An 18,519-nucleotide genomic window follows, 5' to 3' on the forward strand; every position below is an offset into this window, starting at 1 on the left:
CCGTGCCGAGTGCCGCGCAGTAGGCGTGAGGTTGGGAGGCATGGCCTAGGAAACGACCCTGCGACGCCAGGTGAGGTAGAGGCTGAGGCCGCCGTAGTAGACCAGGTAGGCCAGTGAGATCCCGACCACGATCGCGTTCGGGTTCGGCATCTGCGCGAGGAGTACGGCGTACGACGCGAGCCAGATCGCGGTCGTCAACAGGTTCAGCGAGCGGAACGCCTTCGTGCGCGACGGGTACACGTACTTCACCGGGATGAAGACGAGCACCGAGCAGACCACGAGGATGATGCCGGTGCTGACCGGGCTGAGGCCGAGCACCACGACGTAGAACGCGACCACGTTCCAGTAGCTCGGGAAGCCGAGGAAGAAGTGGTCCTCGGTCTTCGCGTCGACCCGGCAGAACTGGTAGCTGGAAGCAAGCAGCGGCAGTGCGCCGAGGACCGCGCCCCAGGTCCCGGACGGCAGGTAGCCACCGGTCCACAGCAGCACGATCGGCGCGAACGCATACGTCAGGTAGTCGACGATGTTGTCCAGCATCGCGCCGTCGAACCACGGGATGGTTTCCTTCACCCGCAGCCGGCGTGCGAGCATCCCGTCGGTCCCGTCGATCACCAGGGCCGCGAGCCCGAGCCAGAGCGCCCGGACGGCGTCGCCGTCGATGGCGGCGATCACGATCAGCAACGCGAGCACCGTTCCGCTCGCGGTATAGGCATGCAGTGCAAGTCCGGCCAGACGCAGCCGCGTCGACCCGACGAACGGTTCCTGCACCGCGTCGTGTGTGGTCAGGACAACTCCCAGAACTCAGGCGACGCAGAGCGTCGGGCCAGGTCGAGGTAGACCCCGCCGTCGCCAGCGTCTCACAAGCCTGGTCCCGCCCCAGTGACCGACCGTCATCTCCCGCCAGATCTTTGCAAGGACTTAGTCAGTCACGGGGCGCTGGGACTACTCGACCGGGTCGAGCAGGAAGAGCGGGATCTTCCGGGTGGTCTTGGTCTGGTACTCGGCGTACGGCGGGTAGGCGGCGACCGCTCGCGGCCACCACTCGTCGTACTCCACGCCCTCGATCTCGCGGGCCACGTACTCCTTGGTGGTCTCGCCGTCCTGCAGGGTGAGCTTCGGGTCGGCCTTCAGGTTGTAGTACCAGACCGGGTGCTTGGGAGCGCCGCCGAGCGAGGCGACCGCGGCGTACACACCATCGTGCTCGACCCGCATCAGCGGGACCTTCCGGATCTTGCCGGACTTGGCGCCGCGCATGGTCAGCAGCACCACCTTCATACCCTTGATGTCGACCGCTTCGGTGGTCCCGGCCGCGGTGACCTTCTCGACCTGGTCCCGCACCCAGCTGGTGGGGCTCGGAGCGTAGTCGTCAGTGTTCGATGTCATGTCACCAATGATAATAGTGACACATCAACATCGACACCCCCGGCGCGTCGGACCGCCCGGTCAGAGCGTCGGGGCCAGGTCGGTCAGGGTGGCGAGGGCGTTGTCCCAGGCCTGGGCGGACTGGTCGGTGTCTTGCTGGTTGTCCAGTCGCTCGAAGCCCGATTCGACGACCAGCAGGCGGGTGCCCTCGCCTTCCGGGGTGAGGGTGAACTCGACCAGGTTCGCGTTGCCCGGCGCCGGTTCCACACCGGGATCGACGGCGTACCGGTACGCGAACCGCCGGCCCGGCTCGACCTTCTCCACGAACCCGAAGAACTCCCCGTGCTCGTCCCAGCGCATCACCAACCGCCCTCCCGGCCGCAGGTCGATCTCCGCGCCGCCGAACGCGTACCACCGGGCGAAGCTCTCCGGCTGCGTCACCGCGGCCCACACCACCTCCGGCCGAGCCTCGACGTACACCTCACGCTCAACGCTGTCCATGCCGACCATCCTGCCAATCAAACGGCGCAGGACCGCAGTTGTGTCGCGGTCGCGATCGTCGCCTCGATCCACCGGCGGCGCAGGAAATGCGCCTTCAGCAGCCGGTGTACGCCGTCCAGCACGACCAGCCGGCCGCGGTACGCGACCAGGTTGATCGGGAAGTCGAGATCCGCGTCCATCACCCGCTGGTAGTGGGCCCGGAAGTTCATCGGCGTCTCCGCGACCTGATGCGGCGTGACCTTGAACCTCTCGCCCTCGAGCTGCCACAGCGGCAGGTCGAACATCCAGACCAGGTCCGCGATCTCGACCGGCTCGACCTTCAGATCGAGCTCCCACAGCTTCGCGAGTTGCCAGCGGTACGGCGGGAAGACCTCGCGCAACGCGTCCGGCATCATCGCGACCAGTTCCTCGAACGAGACCTCCGGCGCCGCCCGATCCGCGCGAGCGCCGAACGTGTCGCCCAGCCCATCGATCGTCACGACGGAGCAGGCTACGCCATCGGCAGGGCGACGACGACCACGTTGCTGAGGTAGACCTCGCCGTTCCAGTCCTCGCACGTCACCAGGACGAGCCGCCCGCGAACACTCTGGTCGAACAACTGCCCGGCACGCTTCGCCAGCGTGGCCTTCCGGTACGTCGCCACAGCGGCAACCCGGTACGCCAACTGACCGCGAGTTGTCGACACCCGCACAACGGACCCCGGAACCAACTTGCCGAGGTTGTCGAACGCGCCGCCGCCGTTGTGGACCGTGTGGCCGGTGATGATGGCGGAACCGCGCTTGCTCCCGGGCTGCGCTCCCCCGGACCACCAGCCGACCTTGGACGGGTCGGACGGCGGGGTCAACGCGGCATGTACGGCGTCGATCGCGAGGACCGGGGCCGTAACGCCCAGCCGCGGGATGCTGATGCCCATAGGCCTTCCGGCGCGCGCTGTCGCCGTACTGCCGGCCGACGAGCTGGGGACAGCTGCAGGCTTACCCAAGCCCGCAGTTGGCGTCGTCGGTGCAGCCAAGGTCGCCGAGCTCGCCGAGGTGGCCGACGGGGTCGGCAGCGTCGACGACGGTGACGCACCGGCTTGCTCGTCACCGCCGAACTGCAGGTACGCACCGGCCCCGAGTACGCCGACACCCACGAGCGCGACCACCCCACTCCACCGAAGTGGAGCAGGGCGGCCGCGTCGACGGGCAGAGCTCATGTCAGGTCACTACTAGGCGCTGTGCGTCCCGCGTCGACGGAGCGCGACGATTCCGGCACCGGCGAGCATCGCACCGCCGGCGGCGAGCAGCAGACCACCCGCGAGACCGAACGGGCTGTTGCTGTCGGCAACCGAGTTGGCGTTCGGTCCGCCGAAGCCGGCGTCGACCTCGGTCGGTACGCCGACCGTCGGGGTGTCACTCGGGACGTCGGAGGCCGGCGTCGACTCGGTGACCGTCGGGGGCGTGTCCGACGGGCTGGTCGACGTACCCGGAGAGGTCGGCGTCGTGGACGGCGTCTCCGACGGGCTCACCGGCGGCGTGTCCGTCGTCGTGGGCGGAGTCGTGGGCGGAGTCGTGGGCGGAGTCGTCGGCGGGGTGTCCGTCGTGGTCGGCGGAGTCGTCGGCGGCGTGTCCGTAGTCGTCGGAGGCGTGGTCGGCGGCGTGGTGGGCGGAGTGTCCGTCGACGTCGGCTGCGTGGTCGGCGGGCTCGTCGGCGGGGTGGTCGGAGGCGTTGTGGTGCAGCCCTCCACCCAGAAGACCTTGTACTTCTTGTTGTTGCCGATCGAGCCAGGCGCCTCGACGGTGATCTTGATGTGGTAGCCCTGCTTCGGATGCGGCTCGCCCGTGAACTTGAGCGTGTACAGGACACTCGCATCCAGGTCGTTGCCGCCACCGGCATCGTCCCCGCCGATGAACGGATGCGGGTCGCCGGAGACGACCGTCACTCCGCCGTCAGCCGTAGGCGCCTGGTCTGCGAACGTCACGGTGGCGTAGTAGTCGGCGCCCTTGTCGTAGTTGTAGAACTCGACCCGGAACTCGCAACCCTGGTGCGGATTGTTGTCGGGCGGCGAACTGATGTCCTTGCCCTCGATCTTGATGGTGCTGTTGTTGCCTGGCGGGTTGTGACCGCCGGTCTGGTCGGCGTTGGCGGACGGCGCGACGAGCAGAGCCGTAGCGCCGAGGAGCAGGGAAAGGGCTCCGGCGCCGGCGAAGATGCCGGCAGCCCGGGAGCGAACGCCCGTGTGGGTCATGTCCATCCTCGAACGAGTGCAGGGGTAAGCCTAGAGAAGTATTTCGGTTTCGTTACAGCAGTCAAGGTTGTTCGGTAACGATTGACCCCGTGTCGTGCGTGGTTGTCCACAGGCCTTCGCGGCGAGGCCTGTGGACAACAATCACGGATGGATCGTGGTGACCCGCCGGTGCGTGATCCGGTCGTTGCCCGGGCTACCTGGCGTGGCGGCCGTGGCGGCGGAGGGAGGCGATCGCACCACCCGCGAGCAGCATGCCTCCGAGCGTCATCAGAATGCCGCCGGTTTCGCTCGTTCGGCTGTCGGTGGTCGCCGCGACCGCGCTGGTCGGCGGACCGGGCAGGCCGGCATCCACAGCAGTCGGTACGCCGGAGGTCGCCGAACTCGTGTGGCGCGTCGGCGCCGGCGTAGTCGAACTCGTCGACGGCCGCCGCGTCGTGGGCTGCACGCTGCTCGGCACCGTGCCCGACGGGGTGCCGGGAGGCACCGTCGGCTTGGTCGGAGGCGTCGTAGGCGTCGTAGGCGGCGTGGTCGGCGGCGTCGTCGGAGGTGTCGTCGGCGGCGTGGTCGGAGGTGTCGTCGGCGGCGTGGTCGGAGGTGTCGTCGGCGGCGTGGTCGGAGGTGTCGTCGGCGGCGTGGTCGGCGGCGTCGTCGGCGGCGTGGTCGGCGGCGTCGTGGGTGGCGTCGTCGGCGGCGTCGTGGGTGGCGTCGTCGGCGGCGTCGTGGGTGGCGTCGTCGGAGGCGTGGTGGGTGGTGGGGCGTCGCAGCCCTTGACCCAGAAGACCTTGTGCTTGGTGTCGCTGCCCTGTGAGCCGGGGGCGTGGATGGTGATCTTGACGTGGTACCCCTGGACGGGATGCGGCTGACCGGTGAACTTCAGCGTGTAGACCGGCCGAGCGTCCAGGTCGTTACCACCACCCGCCGGATCACCGCCGATGAACGGCGTGAGGTCACCGGACACCACCTGCAGCCCGCCGTTGGCCGTCGGCGCCTGGTCCTGGAAGATCACCTGCGCGTTGTACGGCCCCTGGTCGAAGTTGTAGAACTCGACGGTGAACGAACACCCCTGGTGCGGATTGTTCTGCGGCGGCCTGTCGCCGACCTCCACCCCGTCGATCTTGATGGTCCCGTTGTTCCCCGGCGCGACCATCGCCGCACCAGCCATCGCCGCACCGTCCGGCGCAGCATCCGCGCCCGGCCGGACGACCATCGCGGCAGCGCCGATCAGAACTGTGAGCGCTCCAGCAGCCGCCACAATTCCGGCAGCCTGAGCACGAACCCCCTTGACAACCATCCCCAGTCCCCCTGTCTCACCTGCAGCCATAGCCCGGGCGGACATCTCTTCAGCAGTATGACCCTCTCGTTGCCCAAGTCAACAAAACGGGGGATGACAACGAGAGACTTAGTTGCCTCAGGCATGCGCCATGCGGTGGATGATGACGATCGCCGAGTCGTCACCCGTTCCGCCGGCCGAGGCGACCAGCTCCGCGGCGGCCCCCAGGAACGCCTGCCCTACCAGCCGTTCCGCGAATCCCGCCAGCCGGTCCGTACCGCGGCCGATGTCCTGCCGCGGCGTCTCGACCATCCCGTCGCTGTACAGGAACAACGCGTCCCCGAGCTTCAGCAGCCCGTGGTTCACCTCGAACTCCGGCGACTCCATCAGCCCGAGCAACGGCCCGTCCGCGTCCCGCGTCTGCCACCGCCCCGACCACGCATCGAACTGAATCGCGGGCGGATGCCCGGCGGTCCGTACGTCGAATTCGCCGGTCTGCAGGTCCAGCACGACATGCACCACGGTCGCGAAGTCGTCGTCCCAGTCCTGGCGCCGCAGATACCGGTTCGCGGACGGCAGGAACTCCTCCACCGGTACGACGCCCAGCAGTCCGCCGAACGCTCCGGACAGCAGCAGCGCCCGCGTCCCCGCGTCGATGCCCTTGCCGGAGACATCGACCAGCGCCACCTCGAGCAGGTCGCCGTGCATCGTCGACACCACGAAATCACCGGAGAACGTCGACCCGCCGGCGGACTGGATCGCGACCTCGACCCGCCAGCCCGGCGGCAACGGCGGCATCTCTCCTTGCGCGGTGAGCGTGTCCCGCAGCTCCATCAGCATCGACTCGCTCCGGGTGCCGGCGACGCCCAGCCGGCTGCGCACCTTGGCGCTGGTGATCATGATCCAGCCGACGATCAGGAGCACCAGCACGAACCCGATCCGGGGCAGCGTCATTCCGCGGGACAGGACGACGTACGCGCCGAACGCCGTCGTGATCCCGGTCAGTGCCACCAGTTCGCCGAACCGCAGCAGAACGCCGCCGACGACCAGCGGGACGATCAGGAAGGACGCCGGCACCAAGGTCATCCAGATCTCGCTCGCGATGGAGATCACCAGCTGCACCAGCACCAGGGCGACGAACGCCACCCGGTGCGAACGACGGGCACGACGGCCGAGCGCCTCGACCCGGCGGCCGATGCGTCGCACCAGCGCAAGTCCGCCGCTCTTCCTCATGGTGTGAAGAACATAACGGTACCGATCGGTCCGCGCATCAATTCGCAACACAACTGATGGCTTTCAGCTCTTGCGAGTGAGTCCGGTTCGCTGGCATCGGGGACACCAGAACAAGTTACGACCCGCGAGGATCTTCGTCCGGATCACCGACTGACAGACGTAGCACCGTTGCCCTTGGCGCCGGTAGACGTACACCTCACCACCATGGTCGTCCCGGCGCGGGTCACGCCCCATCGCCTCCGGTGTGTGGTCGTCGGCGACGGTGTCGATCCGGCCGGTCTCCACGCCGTACTTCATCAGCGCGAGCAGGTCGTCCCACATGCCCTGCCACTCGCGCTTCTTCACCACGTTGCCGGGCGTCATCGGGTTCAGCTTGGCCCGGAACAGCACCTCGGCGCGATACACGTTGCCGACCCCGCTCAGCACGTCCTGGTTCATCAGCAGCTGACCGATCGGCAGCTTGCTACGGTGGATCCGGTTCCATGCCAGGTCCGGATCCGCGTCGTCACGCAGCGGGTCCGGACCGAGCCGGCCGAGCAGCTTGTCGCGCTCCTCGTCGGTGATCACCTCGCACACGGTCGCGCCGCGCAGATCGGCGTACGACGTGCCGTTCTGCAGCCTGAGCCGGACCTGGCCGACGGGCACGGGCACCGGCGCCGGCCGGATGTCCATCTTGCCGATCAGCCCGAGGTGGATGTGCAGCCAGCCCGCGCCCTCGAAGTCGGCCAGGAAGTGCTTGCCATGGGCCTCGGTCTGACGCAGCAGGTGCCCGTCGAGCAGCGCCGCGCCCTCGGCGAACCGGCCCTGCGGACTCGACGCCCGGACCGGGCGGCCGCCGAACGCGTCCCAGACGTCGTTCGCCAGCCGGTGCAGCGTGTGACCTTCAGGCATGATTCCTCATATGGGGACGACAGGTGGTTCCAAGACACCCACGCCGGCCGTGGTCGGCACGGGCCGGAGTATGCGGGCGCGTGACGTGTCCCGCCCCCGTCAGCCCGTCGTACGCCGGCCGGTGCTGCCGAAGACCGACGCGGACGAGCATGACGATCAGGGCAGCGGCGGGAGCTCGCCGGTCGACTCGTAGCCGGACAGCATCTCGATCCGACGGGTGTGCCGCTTCTCGCCGGAGTAGTCGGTCGCCAGGAACGTCTCGACGAACCCCGTGGCCTCCTCCTCGGAGTGCATCCGGGCGCCGACGCTGATCACGTTGGCGTTGTTGTGCTCGCGGCCGAGACGTGCGGTGTCGGTGCTCCAGGCCAGCACCGCGCGGACGCCCTTGACCTTGTTCGCGGCGATCTGCTCGCCGTTGCCCGAGCCACCGACGACGATGCCCAGACTGCCCGGCTCGTCGACCACCGCCAATCCGGTGCGCAGGCAGTACGGCGGGTAGTCGTCGACGGCGTCGTACACCGCAGGACCGTGGTCCACGACGTCGTGCCCGGCAGCGGTCAGGTGCTGCACCAGGTGGTTCTTCAGTTCGAAGCCGGCATGGTCGGAGCCGATGTGCACTCGCATGGCGAGCAATCTACTGTCCGCTCGCCGGCACGCGTACGCCGCCCGGCACCGTCAGGCCCGCAGTCAGCTGCGTCACAGCGGCGTAGGCCTGCTCGTACGGCGTACCACTCGGGTGGAGTGTGAACACCGCGACGATGCTCCGGTCGTCCGCCCCGACCGTGCCGGTCGTGTGCAGCGCGTCGTTGACCAGGTCCACCACGGACTGCGGCTTCGCCTTGTCGGACCGGTACCCGCTGGATCCGTGGAACCCGGACCAGCCCTGCTTGATGCTGTAGCCCGTCTCGAAGACCGATGCGATCCCGAAGTACTGGTCGAAGCCGTCGGTTCCGTGGCGGGTCGCCTGGTGCAGCTGTCCCATCACGTACTCGCGCACGGACACCGGAGCGTCCTCCAGCAGGTAGCGGTAGATCCGTACGGTGTCGGCGGCCGTGATCGCGACGTACCCCCAGAAGCCCGGGTGGCTGGCCGGCGGGCCGGCTGTGTGGGTCAGACCGAGCCGCTCGACCATGCGGTCGACAACGGCCGCACCGCCGAGCTGCTCCCAGTAGTAGCTCGCCGCGTCGTCGTCACTGCTCCGCAGCATGACCTCGAGCCGCTCCCGGTCGGCGGGCGGTACGTCGTACTCCGGACCGCGGTCCCAGAAGAAGTCCAGCGCGATCAGCAGCTTCACCACCGACGCCGACCGGAACTGCCGGTCGGCGTCCTGCTGGTGGACGAACTGCGATGCTTCACGGTCGAACACCGCGATGCCGGCGGTCAGGGTCAGGGGCAAGGTCATCTGAAACCTACTCACGACTGGACGGATTCCTGCGTGAGCAACTTTCACCGGCCAGGCGGCTCCAGTTCAACCCCTGAACCGTCAGTCGAAGATCGGGCCGCGGTCCCGGGTGCGCTTGATCTCGAAGAAGCCCTCGGTGCCGGCCACCAGACGGACGCCGTCCCAGAGCTTGCCGGCCGCCTCACCCTTGGGCGCCGGGGTCACCACCGGACCGAAGAACGCGGTGCCTTCCACCGAGATCACCGGCGTACCGACCTCCATGCCGACCTGGTCCATGCCGGCGTGGTGCGACTTCTTCAGCGCGTCGTCGTACCGGTCGGTGTCCGCGGCCTCGATCAGCGACGCCGGGAGGCCGACCTCGGCGAGCGCCTCCGCGACCACGTCACCCTTGCCGTCGCCGATGCCGCGGCCCTCGATGTGGATCCGCCGGCCCAGCGCGGTGTAGAGCGGCAGCAGCACCTCGTTGCCGTGCGCCTGTTCGGCGGCGATCAGCACCCGGACCGGGCCCCGCAGGTTGACCAGATTCGCCTTGTACTTCTCCGGAAGGTCGTCGCGGCCGTCGTTCAGGACGGCGAGGCTCATCACGTGCCAGGTCGTCTTCACATCCCGGACCTGCTCGACCTCGAGCATCCAGCGGGACGTCATCCAGGCCCAGGGGCAGGCCGGGTCGAACCAGAAATCTGCAGAGGCAGTCATATTCACCATCATACAAAGTTGAAGGAACGGTTATACCGACTCGGTATCCAATACCCAATGTCGGGGGGAAACCCGCATCCAAGCCGTCAGCCAGGTGCATAGGATGCCGACATGCCTGGAACCAACCTGACGCGCGACGAGGCGCGTTCCCGTGCGGGCGTGGTCAGCGACGTGAGCTACGCGATTGAGCTCGATCTGGCCAACGCCCCGAGTGGCGCACCGACCTACCCGTCGGTGACCACCATCACGTTCACCGCCGTAGCCGGCGCGAGCACGTTCGCCGACCTGATCGCGGACAAGGTCCGCGAGATCACGCTGAACGGCGTCACCCTCGACCCGGACGTGGTGTACGACGGCGCCCGCATCCAGCTCGACGGGCTGGCCGAGCGCAACGAGCTCACCGTGGCGGCGGACTGCCTGTACTCACGGACCGGTGAAGGGCTGCACCGCTCGGTCGACCCGGCCGACAAGGAGACCTACCTCTACACCCAGTTCGAGGTGCCCGACGCCCGCCGGGTGTTTGCCACCTTCGAGCAGCCCGATCTCAAGGCCCCGTTCACGTTCACCGTTTCCGCACCGGCCCGCTGGGTCGTCATCTCGAACGCCCCGACGCCCGAGCCCACGCCGTACCAGGGTGAGAACGGCGAGGAGCTGGCCCGGTGGGAGTTCCCGCCGACCGAGCGGATCTCGACGTACATCACCGCTGTCGTCGCGGGTCCGTACCACGTGGTGACGGACGTGTACGAGGGTCCGCACGGTACGTACCCGTTGTCGCTGCTGTGCCGTCCGTCGCTGAAGGAGGCGCTGGACGTCGAGGACCTGTTCGAGGTCACGAAGCAGGGCTTCGCACTGTTCGAGGAAGCGTTCGGTACGCCGTACCCGTTCCACAAGTACGACCAGGCCTTCGTGCCGGAGTACAACATGGGCGCGATGGAGAACGCGGGCTGCGTGACGCTGCGGGACGAGTACCTGTTCCGCAGCCGTACGACGCACGCGGAGCTGGAGGCCCGCGCCAACACGGTGCTGCACGAGCTGGCGCACATGTGGTTCGGCGACCTGGTGACGATGACCTGGTGGGACGACCTGTGGCTGAACGAGTCGTTCGCCGAGTGGGCCAGCCACTGGGCACAGGTGGTCGCGACGACGAAGTACTCCGACGCGTGGACGACGTTCTGCAACGCCCGTAAGAACTGGGCGTACCGGCAGGACCAGCTGCCGTCGACACACCCGATCGCGGCCGACATGATCGACTTCCACGCGGTCGAGGTGAACTTCGACGGCATCACCTACGCCAAGGGCGCGTCGACGCTGCGACAGCTGGTCGCGTTCGTCGGTGAGGACACCTTCGTCACCGCGCTGAAGGAGTACTTCCACGACCACGCGTTCGGCAACACCGAGCTGACCGACCTGCTGAAGCCGCTGGAGAAGGCGTCCGGCCGCGACCTCGACGACTGGACCGAGCGGTGGCTGCGGACCGCGGGCGTGAACACGCTGCGCGCCGACTTCGCCGTCGACTCCGCAGGTGCGTTCACCTCCTTCGCGATCGAGCAGACCGCGACCGAGAAGTTCCCGGTACTGCGGCCGCACCGGCTGGCGGTCGGCCTGTACCGGCGTACCGACGAGGGCCTGGTCCGGACCGAGCGGTTCGAGGTGGACATCGACGGGCCGCGGACCGAGCTCCCCGAGCTCACCGGCGCGACCCAGCCGGACCTGGTGCTGCTGAACGACGACGACCTCACCTACGCGAAGATCCGGCTGGACGAGCGGTCGCGGGCCACGCTGGTGGAGTCGATCGACCAGCTCACCGAGTCGCTGCCGAGGGCGCTCGCCTGGGGCTCGACGTGGGACATGACCCGGGACGCAGAGATGCCGGCCAGCCAGTACGTCGGCATCGTGCTGCGCGGCATCCGGGCCGAGACCGACCTGACCGGCGTCCGCTCCCTGCTCAACCAGGCGAGCAGCGCCATCAACCAGTACGCCGCCCCGCAGAACCGGCCCGCCCTGCGCGCGCAGTTCGAGGAGGAGCTGGCTGGTCTCGTGGCCGGTTCCGAGCCGGGCAGCGACCACCAACTCGCGTTCGTCCGGGCCTACAGCTCGGCCGTCTTCTCGGACGCCGGTGCCGACCGGCTCGCCGGGTGGCTTGAGGGTCGCGACCTGCCGGAGGGCCTGGTCGTCGACACCGACCTGCGCTGGACGCTGATCGTCGCGCTGTCCCGGCTCGGCCGCATCGGTGCGGACGAGATCGACGACGAGCTCACCCGCGACACCACGATCACCGGTCAGGAGCGGGCCGCCCAGGCCCGTGCCGCCCGGCCGACCGTGGAGGCGAAGGAAGAGGCCTGGCGGATCGCCGTCGAGTCCGAGGACACTCCGAACGAGACCCAGTTCCGGACCATCCTCGGCTTCCAGCAGCCGGGCCAGGAGGACCTGCTGCGGCCGTACGTCGACAAGTACCTGAACGCGGCCAAGGACGTGTACACCCGGCTGGGCTCGTCGATGGGCGAGAACGTGCTGGTGTATCTGTCGCCGCGGCACCTGGCCGACCAGGCGGCGCTGGACGCGCTGACCGGCTGGCTGGCCGTGGAGTCGTCGTCCGTCGACGCTCCGACGCTCCGGTACGTCACCGAGGCCCAGGCGGATCTGACTCGCGCGATCGCCGCGCAGGCGCAGGACAACGTCGCCTGATCGACGTTCTGACAGGGCCGGTCTCATACGCGACCGGCCCTGTCGCGTTGAACCTCGCGGTGCGGTAAGACTGGACCGGTGCCCGCCTCTGACCCCGCCCTGGCCGGTGCGGCAGCTGTTGCGCTGACCGGACTCGCAGACGCGTACCGACCACGCCCCATCACCCCACTGATGCCCTGGCGCTACGCCAACCGCCTCGTGAAGCCGTACGTCGTCACGGCGCGCGGAAGGCAGTGGGACGACCAGATGGTCGACATCGCCCGCAGCACCGCCACGCGCCAGCTCGAGTTCGACGACGCGATGGGGTCCGTCGGACTCGGCGTCGTCGTACTGCACCTCGGCGACGACGGCATCTACCTGGTGGTGCAGAGCTGGGCGAAGGACTTCCAGTCCCGGCTCAGCATCTTCAGCGGCATGGATGTCGACGACCTCCGGCCGGCGCCGATCGGAGCCGCTCCGTGCGTGTGGGAGCTGGAGGTGCTCAGTCACGAGCGCACGGCGTACGTGAACCACATCCTCTCTGCCGACGTCGACGTCGACTCCTGGCTCGACGACGCCCTCGACACCCGCCCCAAACCGCTCCCCAACGGCATCCCCTCCGGCACCTAGGCGATATCGCGATTTCGCAACCGCTCGACTGCATTCGGTGAGGGTCAAACGATTGTTCGTCGGCGGATCGTGAGGGGGCGTGCGCGGTGCGCGATTCCCTTGTGGAGAAAGAGATTCTCGCCACCTGAGAGACGCTCACTTCTTCGGCAGTTCGGTTTAAGCTGCACCGGATGTATCCATCCAGGGTGTCTGGGGAGGGGCCCTTGCCGTGACACGCGTCGACCACCGCAAGCCACCCGCTCGGGCTGCCCGGAGACAGCAGCGGCCCGCAGGCAGGCGGAGCTCGCCCGAGGCGCGCCCGCGGAAGGCACAGCGTTCGCACAGTGCCATCGGAGCGGCGATCGTGGCCAGCCTGGCGATGGTCGCGGTGTTCGCGTTCATCCTCACCAGGGGTACGGCGTCGGATTCGCCGGCCGACGGGCTGCGGATGGGTTCGGGTACCGACAACGGCGCCGCCGCACCGGCCGAGCCGACCGCCAGTGCCACTGGGAGCGCCACGAAGGCGGACCGGAAGCCTCCGGTGTCCGCGGCGGCACCCAACCCGTCGGCGAAGGCTCAGACGACCACACCGCCGGCTGTGAACACCGGACCGACGTCACCGAAGTTCAAGCAAGGCCAGTGGATCGCGATGCTGGACAAGTACCCGGCCGACGCGGGCCAGATGGCCAAGGACACCGCAACCAAGATCACACGGGCCGGTATACCGGCGAAAGCCATGCTGGTCGACGGCCAGTACCCGGGCATCACCAACAGCTCGCTGGCGCCGGTCACCGGCACCTGGGTGGTGTACCTCGGCCCCGGCACGTCCTCGGAGCAGATCCTCAACCTGTGCCTGGACCCGCGCACTCAGGCGGCGTACCAGAGCCCGTGCCCGACCTACGAACCAGCAGGCTGAGGTCGTCCTAGGTCAGGCGCTGCGTCGGTCGCGAGCCGGGCGTGCAGGTGCGAGTCGTGGCGCTGCCCCGTCGGCTCGACGTAGTAGTCGCGCATCACGCCTTCGAGCTGGAACCCGGCGCGCAGTGCGACGTGACATGACCCCTCGTTGACGAGGGAATGGTCGAGCGAGATGCGGTGCAGCCGGAGCCCGTCGGCCACGAAGCCCCACCGCGCGGCCGCGTCGAGTGCGCGAGCGCCCAGTCGGCGGCCCCGGGCCAGCGGGCTGACCCAGTACGCCGCGACGGCCTGGTCGGGCACCCGGTGGACGTCCCGGAGCGTGACGCTGCCGAGCACCTGATCGGTCGCCGCGTCCGCGACCGCGAAGACGGCGTTGCCACGCGCCCAGCCGTCGATGCGCGGCTCCAGCCAGCGGCGAGCACGCTTGTCGGCGGGTGAGCTGATCACCGCCGTACCCGCGGTCCAGCGCAGGATCCCGGGGTCCTGCAGGGCCAGCGCCACTGCGGGCTCGTCGGACGCGACGAACGGGCGGAGGACTACATCGCCCAGGTCGATGCGATGTGGCTGGAGCGCGGCCACGTCAGAGCTTGTGCGCCTCGTCGTTGGCGTGCAGCATCGGCGCCTGATGCGCGTGCGTACCCAGCTGCTGTACGCCGGTGACCAGACCACCGGTCAGGTCGCCGGTGGCGAACGACGTCTGCATTGTCAGCGCGGCCAGGCCCGCGGACGAGTCCGACAGCTGCCGCTTGGCCTGCTCGCCGGTGACGATCTCGAGGCGCCGGCCGGCTGGGTCGACGTACACCAGGACCGTGTGGTCCGGGTCGTCCAGCTCGTTCAGCAGCTCGATGGCGAACGGGCGGGTCTCCGAGTCCGCGCCGCCGACGTACACCGAGAAGTGCAGGCCGGAGGTCTCCTCGGCGTACCGGACGGCCCGCTCGATGTCGTAGAGCTGGTCCGGGGTGAATGCGTCACCAGCTGGCACTTGCGCCTCCGAGCGTGCGGGCGACGCCGGTGGCGGCAGTCGCGGTGGCACCCGGCGCGCTGGTCAGCTCAGGCAGCTCGGGCAGGTTGGCCGGGTCCGGCTTGGTCGCCGTCGGTCCGTTGATCCAGACCGGCGGGGCCCACCAGGACAGGCCAGGGCGGTACCGCGGCCCGTTCGCGATCGACGACGCGAACACCAGCAGCGCCAGCACGGCGATGACCAGCACAGGAATCCCGACGAACACCAGCAACGAGTGCCCGGACAATTCGACAATCACGGCCTGAAGCCTAGTACCTCCTGCACGGGAGAGGCCGACACCCCTCCCGTACAGGTTCAGGACAGCTGTCAGCAGCCGCCGCAGTTGTAGTAGGTGATGTCCCAGTGGTTGCCTTCGTCGGCGTAGATGTTGCCGGCGCCGGAGCGCCACTGGGCGGCGCCGTCACCGCGGTCGGCGATCCGGGTGAACGTGTTGTGGATGTAGTTGCCGACACACGTGTACTTCGAGATGTCGACCTTGTACCCGTTCCGGTGGCTGTACGTGCCGCTGGCATGGCCGACCTCGGTGCCACCGGTGATGTTCACCGCGCACCCGCTCGCCTGCTTCAGCGTGCGTACGCCGTAGACGGTCGAGTCGTTGATGTTGGTGAACGACGTACAGGTCGAGTTGTTCCAGTCGGAGCAGTTGCCGCTGGACGACCAAGTGATGCCGGCGGCGCTGAAGATCGCGGTCGCCTGCGAGTGCGTCAGCTTGGTCAGGGCGGACGCCTGCTCGACCGCCACCACACCGGGCAGCAGGCCGACGACCACGGCGACCAGAGGGACGACGACACGACGGAGCAATGACTTCATGGGGACACTCCTTGAAATATGGGGCGGTTATTTCAAGGAGTGCACTGCCCAAGAAAGATATTGCCGAAACCTCAGGTTGAATCAGAAATTAACATCCGAACACTGGTAGAAGGCGTTTGCCGTGTCGGCGATCGTCCAGACCGCGAGGATCATGTGCCTTCCGGTGCGACCGGTCGGGATCGTGCCCGGGTGCGACACGTCGCTGGGTGGCCGTGTGCCGTTCATGGCGACGGTGAGGAACGGATTCAGGTCGAGTGCGGACCGGGTCAGCGGCTGCGTCGGATCCCAGCCCTGCTTGGTCATGTAGTACTTGAAGTCGGTGGTCGAGTGCGCCGCGGTCAGGTGCCACGAGAACGTGAACCCCTGCCCGCCCTGGAGCTGCGTGGCCGGCCAGGCCCCGCCGCGCTGGTCGTCGAGCTCGGCGAACTGACCGAGCCCTGCCGAGCAGAGCTTCCCGTCCGCGGGACCGCTCTGCGGGAATCCCTTGGGGCCTTCGACGCTCTGCGGCTCCCACTGGATCTGCCCGCAGTTCGTGACGACCCCGTCCTGACAGTTCTTGGCCCGACTGGCCGGGCCGGTGGTGAACCCGTGGCCGTAGGCGAGCGGAACCGACGTACACACCGTCAAAGCGAATGCTCCGACGGCAATTCCGGCCATGCTGAGTTTCCGTTTTCGCAGCATGCGAACTCCTGCACTGTTGGGGCGGTGGACAGTGAAGGAAGGGCGCCTCTCCTGCTCAATAGAAAACAACCGTTCAAATCTATTGTCAACGGTTCGTGAGCAGGTGAATACGGAAAGCTAGATATTCAGTGCACCGATCAAGCGACGGAGGCGCTGGTTGTTCGGCAGGTCCTCGACCAGCACCGGTTCGCCTTCCGGCCCGCCGAGCGGCACCCGCCAGTTCGGGTACTCGTCCGTGGTGCCGGGCTGGTTCTGGGTACGGCGTTCTCCGACGGCATCCGTCAGCGCGACACCGACGAGCTTGGCCGGCGTGTGCGCGACGTACCGGTGCATGGCCTCGACGATCCGCGCTACTTCGCCGTCCGTGTTGCTGAGCAGGTGCCGCTCGCGCAGCGCGTCGAGCCAAGCGTCACGGTCCGCCTCGTCGACAGCGAGCTCCTCCGCCACAGGGCGAGTCAACAGACCAAGGCGGTTCCGCAGCTCCACGTGGTCACCGGCGAGGTACCCAGCGGTCGGCGGCAGGTCGTGGGTGGTGACAGTGGCCAGGCACAGCTCCCGCCACCGCTCCGGTGCCAGCGGCTTCCCGTTGGCATCCCGCTCGAACCACAGCACCGACGTACCGAGAATGCCGCGTTCTGTCAGGTAGTCGCGCACCCAGGGCTCTACGGTCCCCAGGTCCTCGCCGATCACCGTCACGCCGGAACGCTGCGCCTCCAGCACGAGGATGCCGACCAGTGCCTCATGGTCGTACCGCACGTAGGTGCCCTCGGTAGGCCGCTCCGGCGACGTCACCCACCACAGCCGGAACATCCCGAGGATGTGGTCGATCCGCAGCCCGCCGCCGTGCCGCATCACCGCACGCACCAGGTCCCGCCAAGCGGCGTACCCGGTCTCAGCCAGCGCGTTGGGCCGCCACGGCGGCTGCGACCAGTCCTGGCCCTGCTGGTTGAACGCGTCCGGCGGTGCACCCACGTGGATGTCCCGCGCCAGCACGTCCTGCAGCGCCCACGCGTCCGCACCGTCCGGATGCACACCAACGGCCAGGTCGTGTACGACGCCCAGCGACATGCCGGCCGCCTTCGCACGGGCCTGTGTCCGCGCCAGCTGCTCGTCGAGCTGCCACTGGAGCCAGCAGTGGAACTCCACCGCATCCGGGTTCTCGTTGCGGAAGGCAACAACGTCCGGTGACGTCGGCTCCTGCAGCTCCTCGGGCCACTTGCTCCACTCGGGCCCGTGCACGTCGGCGATCGCGGCCCAGGTGGCGAAGTCGATCAGCCCCTGGCTCTCCCGGTCGCAGTACGCGCCGTACTCCGCGATCCGTCCCACCGACGGCTGCACGCGGAACAGCACCTGTAGTGCCTCACGCTTCGCCGCCCACACCGTGTCCCGGTCGAGCGCCGTCGAGTCCTCGCTGAGCGCCCGCGCTTGCAGCGCCAGTGTCCGGACCCGGTCCCGCTCCGCCGGGGCCAGGTCGCCGTACTCGTCGACGTCCTCGATCCGTAGGTAGATCGGGTTCGCGAACCGCCGCGACGCCGGCAGGTACGGCGAGGGCTCCATGCGGCCTGCCAGCTCCGCAGCGTGCAGCGGGTTCACCAGTACGAAGCCGGCACCCAGGTCGTGCGCCGACCATGCGGCCAGGTCGGCCAGGTCGTGCAGGTCTCCGATGCCCCAGGAGCGCCGGGAACGAACGGAGTACAGCTGCAGCACCCAGCCCCACGTCCGGTGCAGGTTCTCCGGCTCCAGCTTCCGCGGCGTCACGATCAGCGTGCTGACCGAGATCTCGGGGTTGCTACCGATCCGTGCGCACAGGCGGTGGTACCCGAGCGGCAGGTCCCCCGGCAGCTGGAACGTCGCCTCGCCGACCTGTACCCCGTCGATCCACACCGGCTCAACCAGGTGGTCCTGCTGCGGGATGTCCCGCCGCTGACCGCCGTCCTCGAGGTCGACCCACACCTCCGCCGACGACCCGTGCGGCAGGTGTACGGCGAACCACGGGGTCCAGCCCTCCCGCATCACCACGGTGGCGGGCAGCGTACGACGCCAGCGCGCCTCCTGGTGCTCAGCTAGTGCCAGCGCCGCCTTCTCCGGTGTCGACGCATCCACACCGAGTGCCGCGAGTACGTCGGCCACGACCTCACTGGAGACGATCACATGCTCGCCCTGCCAGTTCCAGTACTCCGTCGCCACGCCATGGGCAACCGCTAGCTCGACAAGGGCCGGAGTGGGAGCTGTCACCC

22 protein-coding genes are annotated in these 18,519 nt (G+C 68.4%); 4 read left to right on the top strand and 18 right to left on the bottom strand.

Annotated features, from left to right (window positions below; all coding sequences use genetic code 11):
- Positions 1–45 precede the first annotated feature (45 nt).
- From E0H45_RS29785 to E0H45_RS29825, 9 genes are all read right to left on the bottom strand, one after another.
- Complete coding sequence (locus E0H45_RS29785; RefSeq protein WP_131343356.1) at positions 46–768, bottom strand: CDP-alcohol phosphatidyltransferase family protein; 723 nt, start codon at positions 766–768, stop codon at positions 46–48.
- Positions 769–942: 174 nt separating this feature from the next.
- The gene (locus tag E0H45_RS29790; protein WP_131343358.1) at positions 943–1,383 is read right to left on the bottom strand and encodes a nitroreductase family deazaflavin-dependent oxidoreductase; all 441 of its coding nucleotides are present in this window, start codon (positions 1,381–1,383) and stop codon (positions 943–945) included.
- Positions 1,384–1,443: 60 nt separating this feature from the next.
- Entirely contained in the window at positions 1,444–1,863 is a 420-nt protein-coding gene (locus tag E0H45_RS29795) for an SRPBCC domain-containing protein (RefSeq protein WP_131343360.1), read from the bottom strand.
- A gap of 17 nt (positions 1,864–1,880) precedes the next feature.
- The gene (locus E0H45_RS29800) at positions 1,881–2,342 is read right to left on the bottom strand and encodes a hypothetical protein (protein ID WP_238155366.1); all 462 of its coding nucleotides are present in this window, start codon (positions 2,340–2,342) and stop codon (positions 1,881–1,883) included.
- Between the two features lie 11 nt (positions 2,343–2,353).
- Positions 2,354–3,007 (bottom strand): class F sortase, encoded by a 654-nt coding sequence (locus tag E0H45_RS29805; RefSeq protein ID WP_238155367.1) that lies wholly within the window; start codon positions 3,005–3,007, stop codon positions 2,354–2,356.
- 63 nt (positions 3,008–3,070) lie between these two features.
- Positions 3,071–4,090 (bottom strand): hypothetical protein, encoded by a 1,020-nt coding sequence (locus tag E0H45_RS29810; RefSeq protein WP_131343364.1) that lies wholly within the window; start codon positions 4,088–4,090, stop codon positions 3,071–3,073.
- A gap of 193 nt (positions 4,091–4,283) precedes the next feature.
- Positions 4,284–5,342: a hypothetical protein gene (locus E0H45_RS43420; protein WP_238155368.1), complete on the bottom strand. Its 1,059-nt coding sequence runs from the start codon at positions 5,340–5,342 to the stop codon at positions 4,284–4,286.
- A 156-nt stretch (positions 5,343–5,498) separates the two neighbouring features.
- Entirely contained in the window at positions 5,499–6,593 is a 1,095-nt protein-coding gene (locus E0H45_RS29820; protein ID WP_131343366.1) for a PP2C family protein-serine/threonine phosphatase, read from the bottom strand.
- A 63-nt stretch (positions 6,594–6,656) separates the two neighbouring features.
- Positions 6,657–7,484, bottom strand: coding sequence for an Fpg/Nei family DNA glycosylase (locus tag E0H45_RS29825; RefSeq protein WP_131343368.1), 828 nt, complete (start codon positions 7,482–7,484; stop codon positions 6,657–6,659).
- Positions 7,485–7,494: 10 nt separating this feature from the next.
- Between E0H45_RS29825 and E0H45_RS29830 the strand changes: the two genes are divergently transcribed.
- Entirely contained in the window at positions 7,495–7,677 is a 183-nt protein-coding gene (locus tag E0H45_RS29830; protein WP_131343370.1) for a hypothetical protein, read from the top strand.
- On the opposite strand, the gene E0H45_RS29835 is transcribed toward E0H45_RS29830, so the two are convergent.
- From E0H45_RS29835 to E0H45_RS29845, 3 genes are all read right to left on the bottom strand, one after another.
- Positions 7,641–8,108, bottom strand: coding sequence for a ribose-5-phosphate isomerase (locus E0H45_RS29835; RefSeq protein ID WP_131343372.1), 468 nt, complete (start codon positions 8,106–8,108; stop codon positions 7,641–7,643). The genes E0H45_RS29830 and E0H45_RS29835 overlap by 37 nt on opposite strands.
- 10 nt (positions 8,109–8,118) lie before the next feature.
- Positions 8,119–8,886: a serine hydrolase gene (locus E0H45_RS29840; RefSeq protein WP_131343374.1), complete on the bottom strand. Its 768-nt coding sequence runs from the start codon at positions 8,884–8,886 to the stop codon at positions 8,119–8,121.
- An 81-nt stretch (positions 8,887–8,967) separates the two neighbouring features.
- Complete coding sequence (locus E0H45_RS29845) at positions 8,968–9,582, bottom strand: mycothiol-dependent nitroreductase Rv2466c family protein (protein ID WP_131343376.1); 615 nt, start codon at positions 9,580–9,582, stop codon at positions 8,968–8,970.
- Positions 9,583–9,693: 111 nt separating this feature from the next.
- Between E0H45_RS29845 and pepN the strand changes: the two genes are divergently transcribed.
- From pepN to E0H45_RS29860, 3 genes are all read left to right on the top strand, one after another.
- Positions 9,694–12,267, top strand: coding sequence for an aminopeptidase N (gene pepN / locus E0H45_RS29850; RefSeq protein WP_131343378.1), 2,574 nt, complete (start codon positions 9,694–9,696; stop codon positions 12,265–12,267).
- A 78-nt stretch (positions 12,268–12,345) separates the two neighbouring features.
- Positions 12,346–12,876: a hypothetical protein gene (locus tag E0H45_RS29855; RefSeq protein WP_131343380.1), complete on the top strand. Its 531-nt coding sequence runs from the start codon at positions 12,346–12,348 to the stop codon at positions 12,874–12,876.
- 343 nt (positions 12,877–13,219) lie between these two features.
- Positions 13,220–13,771: a hypothetical protein gene (locus tag E0H45_RS29860; protein ID WP_131343382.1), complete on the top strand. Its 552-nt coding sequence runs from the start codon at positions 13,220–13,222 to the stop codon at positions 13,769–13,771.
- On the opposite strand, the gene E0H45_RS29865 is transcribed toward E0H45_RS29860, so the two are convergent.
- From E0H45_RS29865 to malQ, 6 genes are all read right to left on the bottom strand, one after another.
- Entirely contained in the window at positions 13,753–14,349 is a 597-nt protein-coding gene (locus E0H45_RS29865; RefSeq protein WP_131343384.1) for a GNAT family N-acetyltransferase, read from the bottom strand. The genes E0H45_RS29860 and E0H45_RS29865 overlap by 19 nt on opposite strands.
- Before the next feature lies 1 nt (position 14,350).
- The gene (locus tag E0H45_RS29870) at positions 14,351–14,752 is read right to left on the bottom strand and encodes a DUF5130 family protein (RefSeq protein WP_238155369.1); all 402 of its coding nucleotides are present in this window, start codon (positions 14,750–14,752) and stop codon (positions 14,351–14,353) included.
- Positions 14,739–15,029, bottom strand: coding sequence for an aa3-type cytochrome oxidase subunit CtaJ (gene ctaJ / locus E0H45_RS29875; RefSeq protein ID WP_131343386.1), 291 nt, complete (start codon positions 15,027–15,029; stop codon positions 14,739–14,741). The genes E0H45_RS29870 and ctaJ overlap by 14 nt, the downstream gene beginning before the upstream one ends.
- 68 nt (positions 15,030–15,097) lie before the next feature.
- Positions 15,098–15,601: a hypothetical protein gene (locus E0H45_RS29880; RefSeq protein WP_131343388.1), complete on the bottom strand. Its 504-nt coding sequence runs from the start codon at positions 15,599–15,601 to the stop codon at positions 15,098–15,100.
- 81 nt (positions 15,602–15,682) lie between these two features.
- Positions 15,683–16,282 carry a lytic polysaccharide monooxygenase auxiliary activity family 9 protein gene (locus E0H45_RS29885; RefSeq protein ID WP_131343390.1) on the bottom strand — a complete coding sequence of 200 codons (600 nt, stop codon included), beginning with the start codon at positions 16,280–16,282 and terminating at the stop codon, positions 15,683–15,685.
- 117 nt (positions 16,283–16,399) lie between these two features.
- Positions 16,400–18,517 carry a 4-alpha-glucanotransferase gene (gene malQ, locus E0H45_RS29890; RefSeq protein ID WP_131343392.1) on the bottom strand — a complete coding sequence of 706 codons (2,118 nt, stop codon included), beginning with the start codon at positions 18,515–18,517 and terminating at the stop codon, positions 16,400–16,402.
- Between the last annotated feature and the right edge of the window lie 2 nt (positions 18,518–18,519).

This window comes from Kribbella soli (assembly GCF_004331345.1).
In the GTDB taxonomy this organism is placed as follows: domain Bacteria; phylum Actinomycetota; class Actinomycetes; order Propionibacteriales; family Kribbellaceae; genus Kribbella; species Kribbella soli.

Excerpts from the sequence above, each read along its gene's own strand:
- E0H45_RS29790 (WP_131343358.1), bottom strand. The coding sequence starts at position 1,383 with ATGACATCGAACACTGACGACTACGCTCCGAGCCCCACCAGCTGGGTG.
- E0H45_RS29795 (WP_131343360.1), bottom strand. The coding sequence starts at position 1,863 with ATGGACAGCGTTGAGCGTGAGGTGTACGTCGAGGCTCGGCCGGAGGTG.
- E0H45_RS29810 (WP_131343364.1), bottom strand. The coding sequence starts at position 4,090 with ATGACCCACACGGGCGTTCGCTCCCGGGCTGCCGGCATCTTCGCCGGC.
- E0H45_RS29820 (WP_131343366.1), bottom strand. The coding sequence starts at position 6,593 with ATGAGGAAGAGCGGCGGACTTGCGCTGGTGCGACGCATCGGCCGCCGG.
- E0H45_RS29825 (WP_131343368.1), bottom strand. The coding sequence starts at position 7,484 with ATGCCTGAAGGTCACACGCTGCACCGGCTGGCGAACGACGTCTGGGAC.
- E0H45_RS29830 (WP_131343370.1), top strand. The coding sequence starts at position 7,495 with ATGGGGACGACAGGTGGTTCCAAGACACCCACGCCGGCCGTGGTCGGC.
- E0H45_RS29835 (WP_131343372.1), bottom strand. The coding sequence starts at position 8,108 with ATGCGAGTGCACATCGGCTCCGACCATGCCGGCTTCGAACTGAAGAAC.
- E0H45_RS29840 (WP_131343374.1), bottom strand. The coding sequence starts at position 8,886 with ATGACCTTGCCCCTGACCCTGACCGCCGGCATCGCGGTGTTCGACCGT.
- E0H45_RS29845 (WP_131343376.1), bottom strand. The coding sequence starts at position 9,582 with ATGACTGCCTCTGCAGATTTCTGGTTCGACCCGGCCTGCCCCTGGGCC.
- pepN (WP_131343378.1), top strand. The coding sequence starts at position 9,694 with ATGCCTGGAACCAACCTGACGCGCGACGAGGCGCGTTCCCGTGCGGGC.
- E0H45_RS29880 (WP_131343388.1), bottom strand. The coding sequence starts at position 15,601 with ATGAAGTCATTGCTCCGTCGTGTCGTCGTCCCTCTGGTCGCCGTGGTC.
- E0H45_RS29885 (WP_131343390.1), bottom strand. The coding sequence starts at position 16,282 with ATGCTGCGAAAACGGAAACTCAGCATGGCCGGAATTGCCGTCGGAGCA.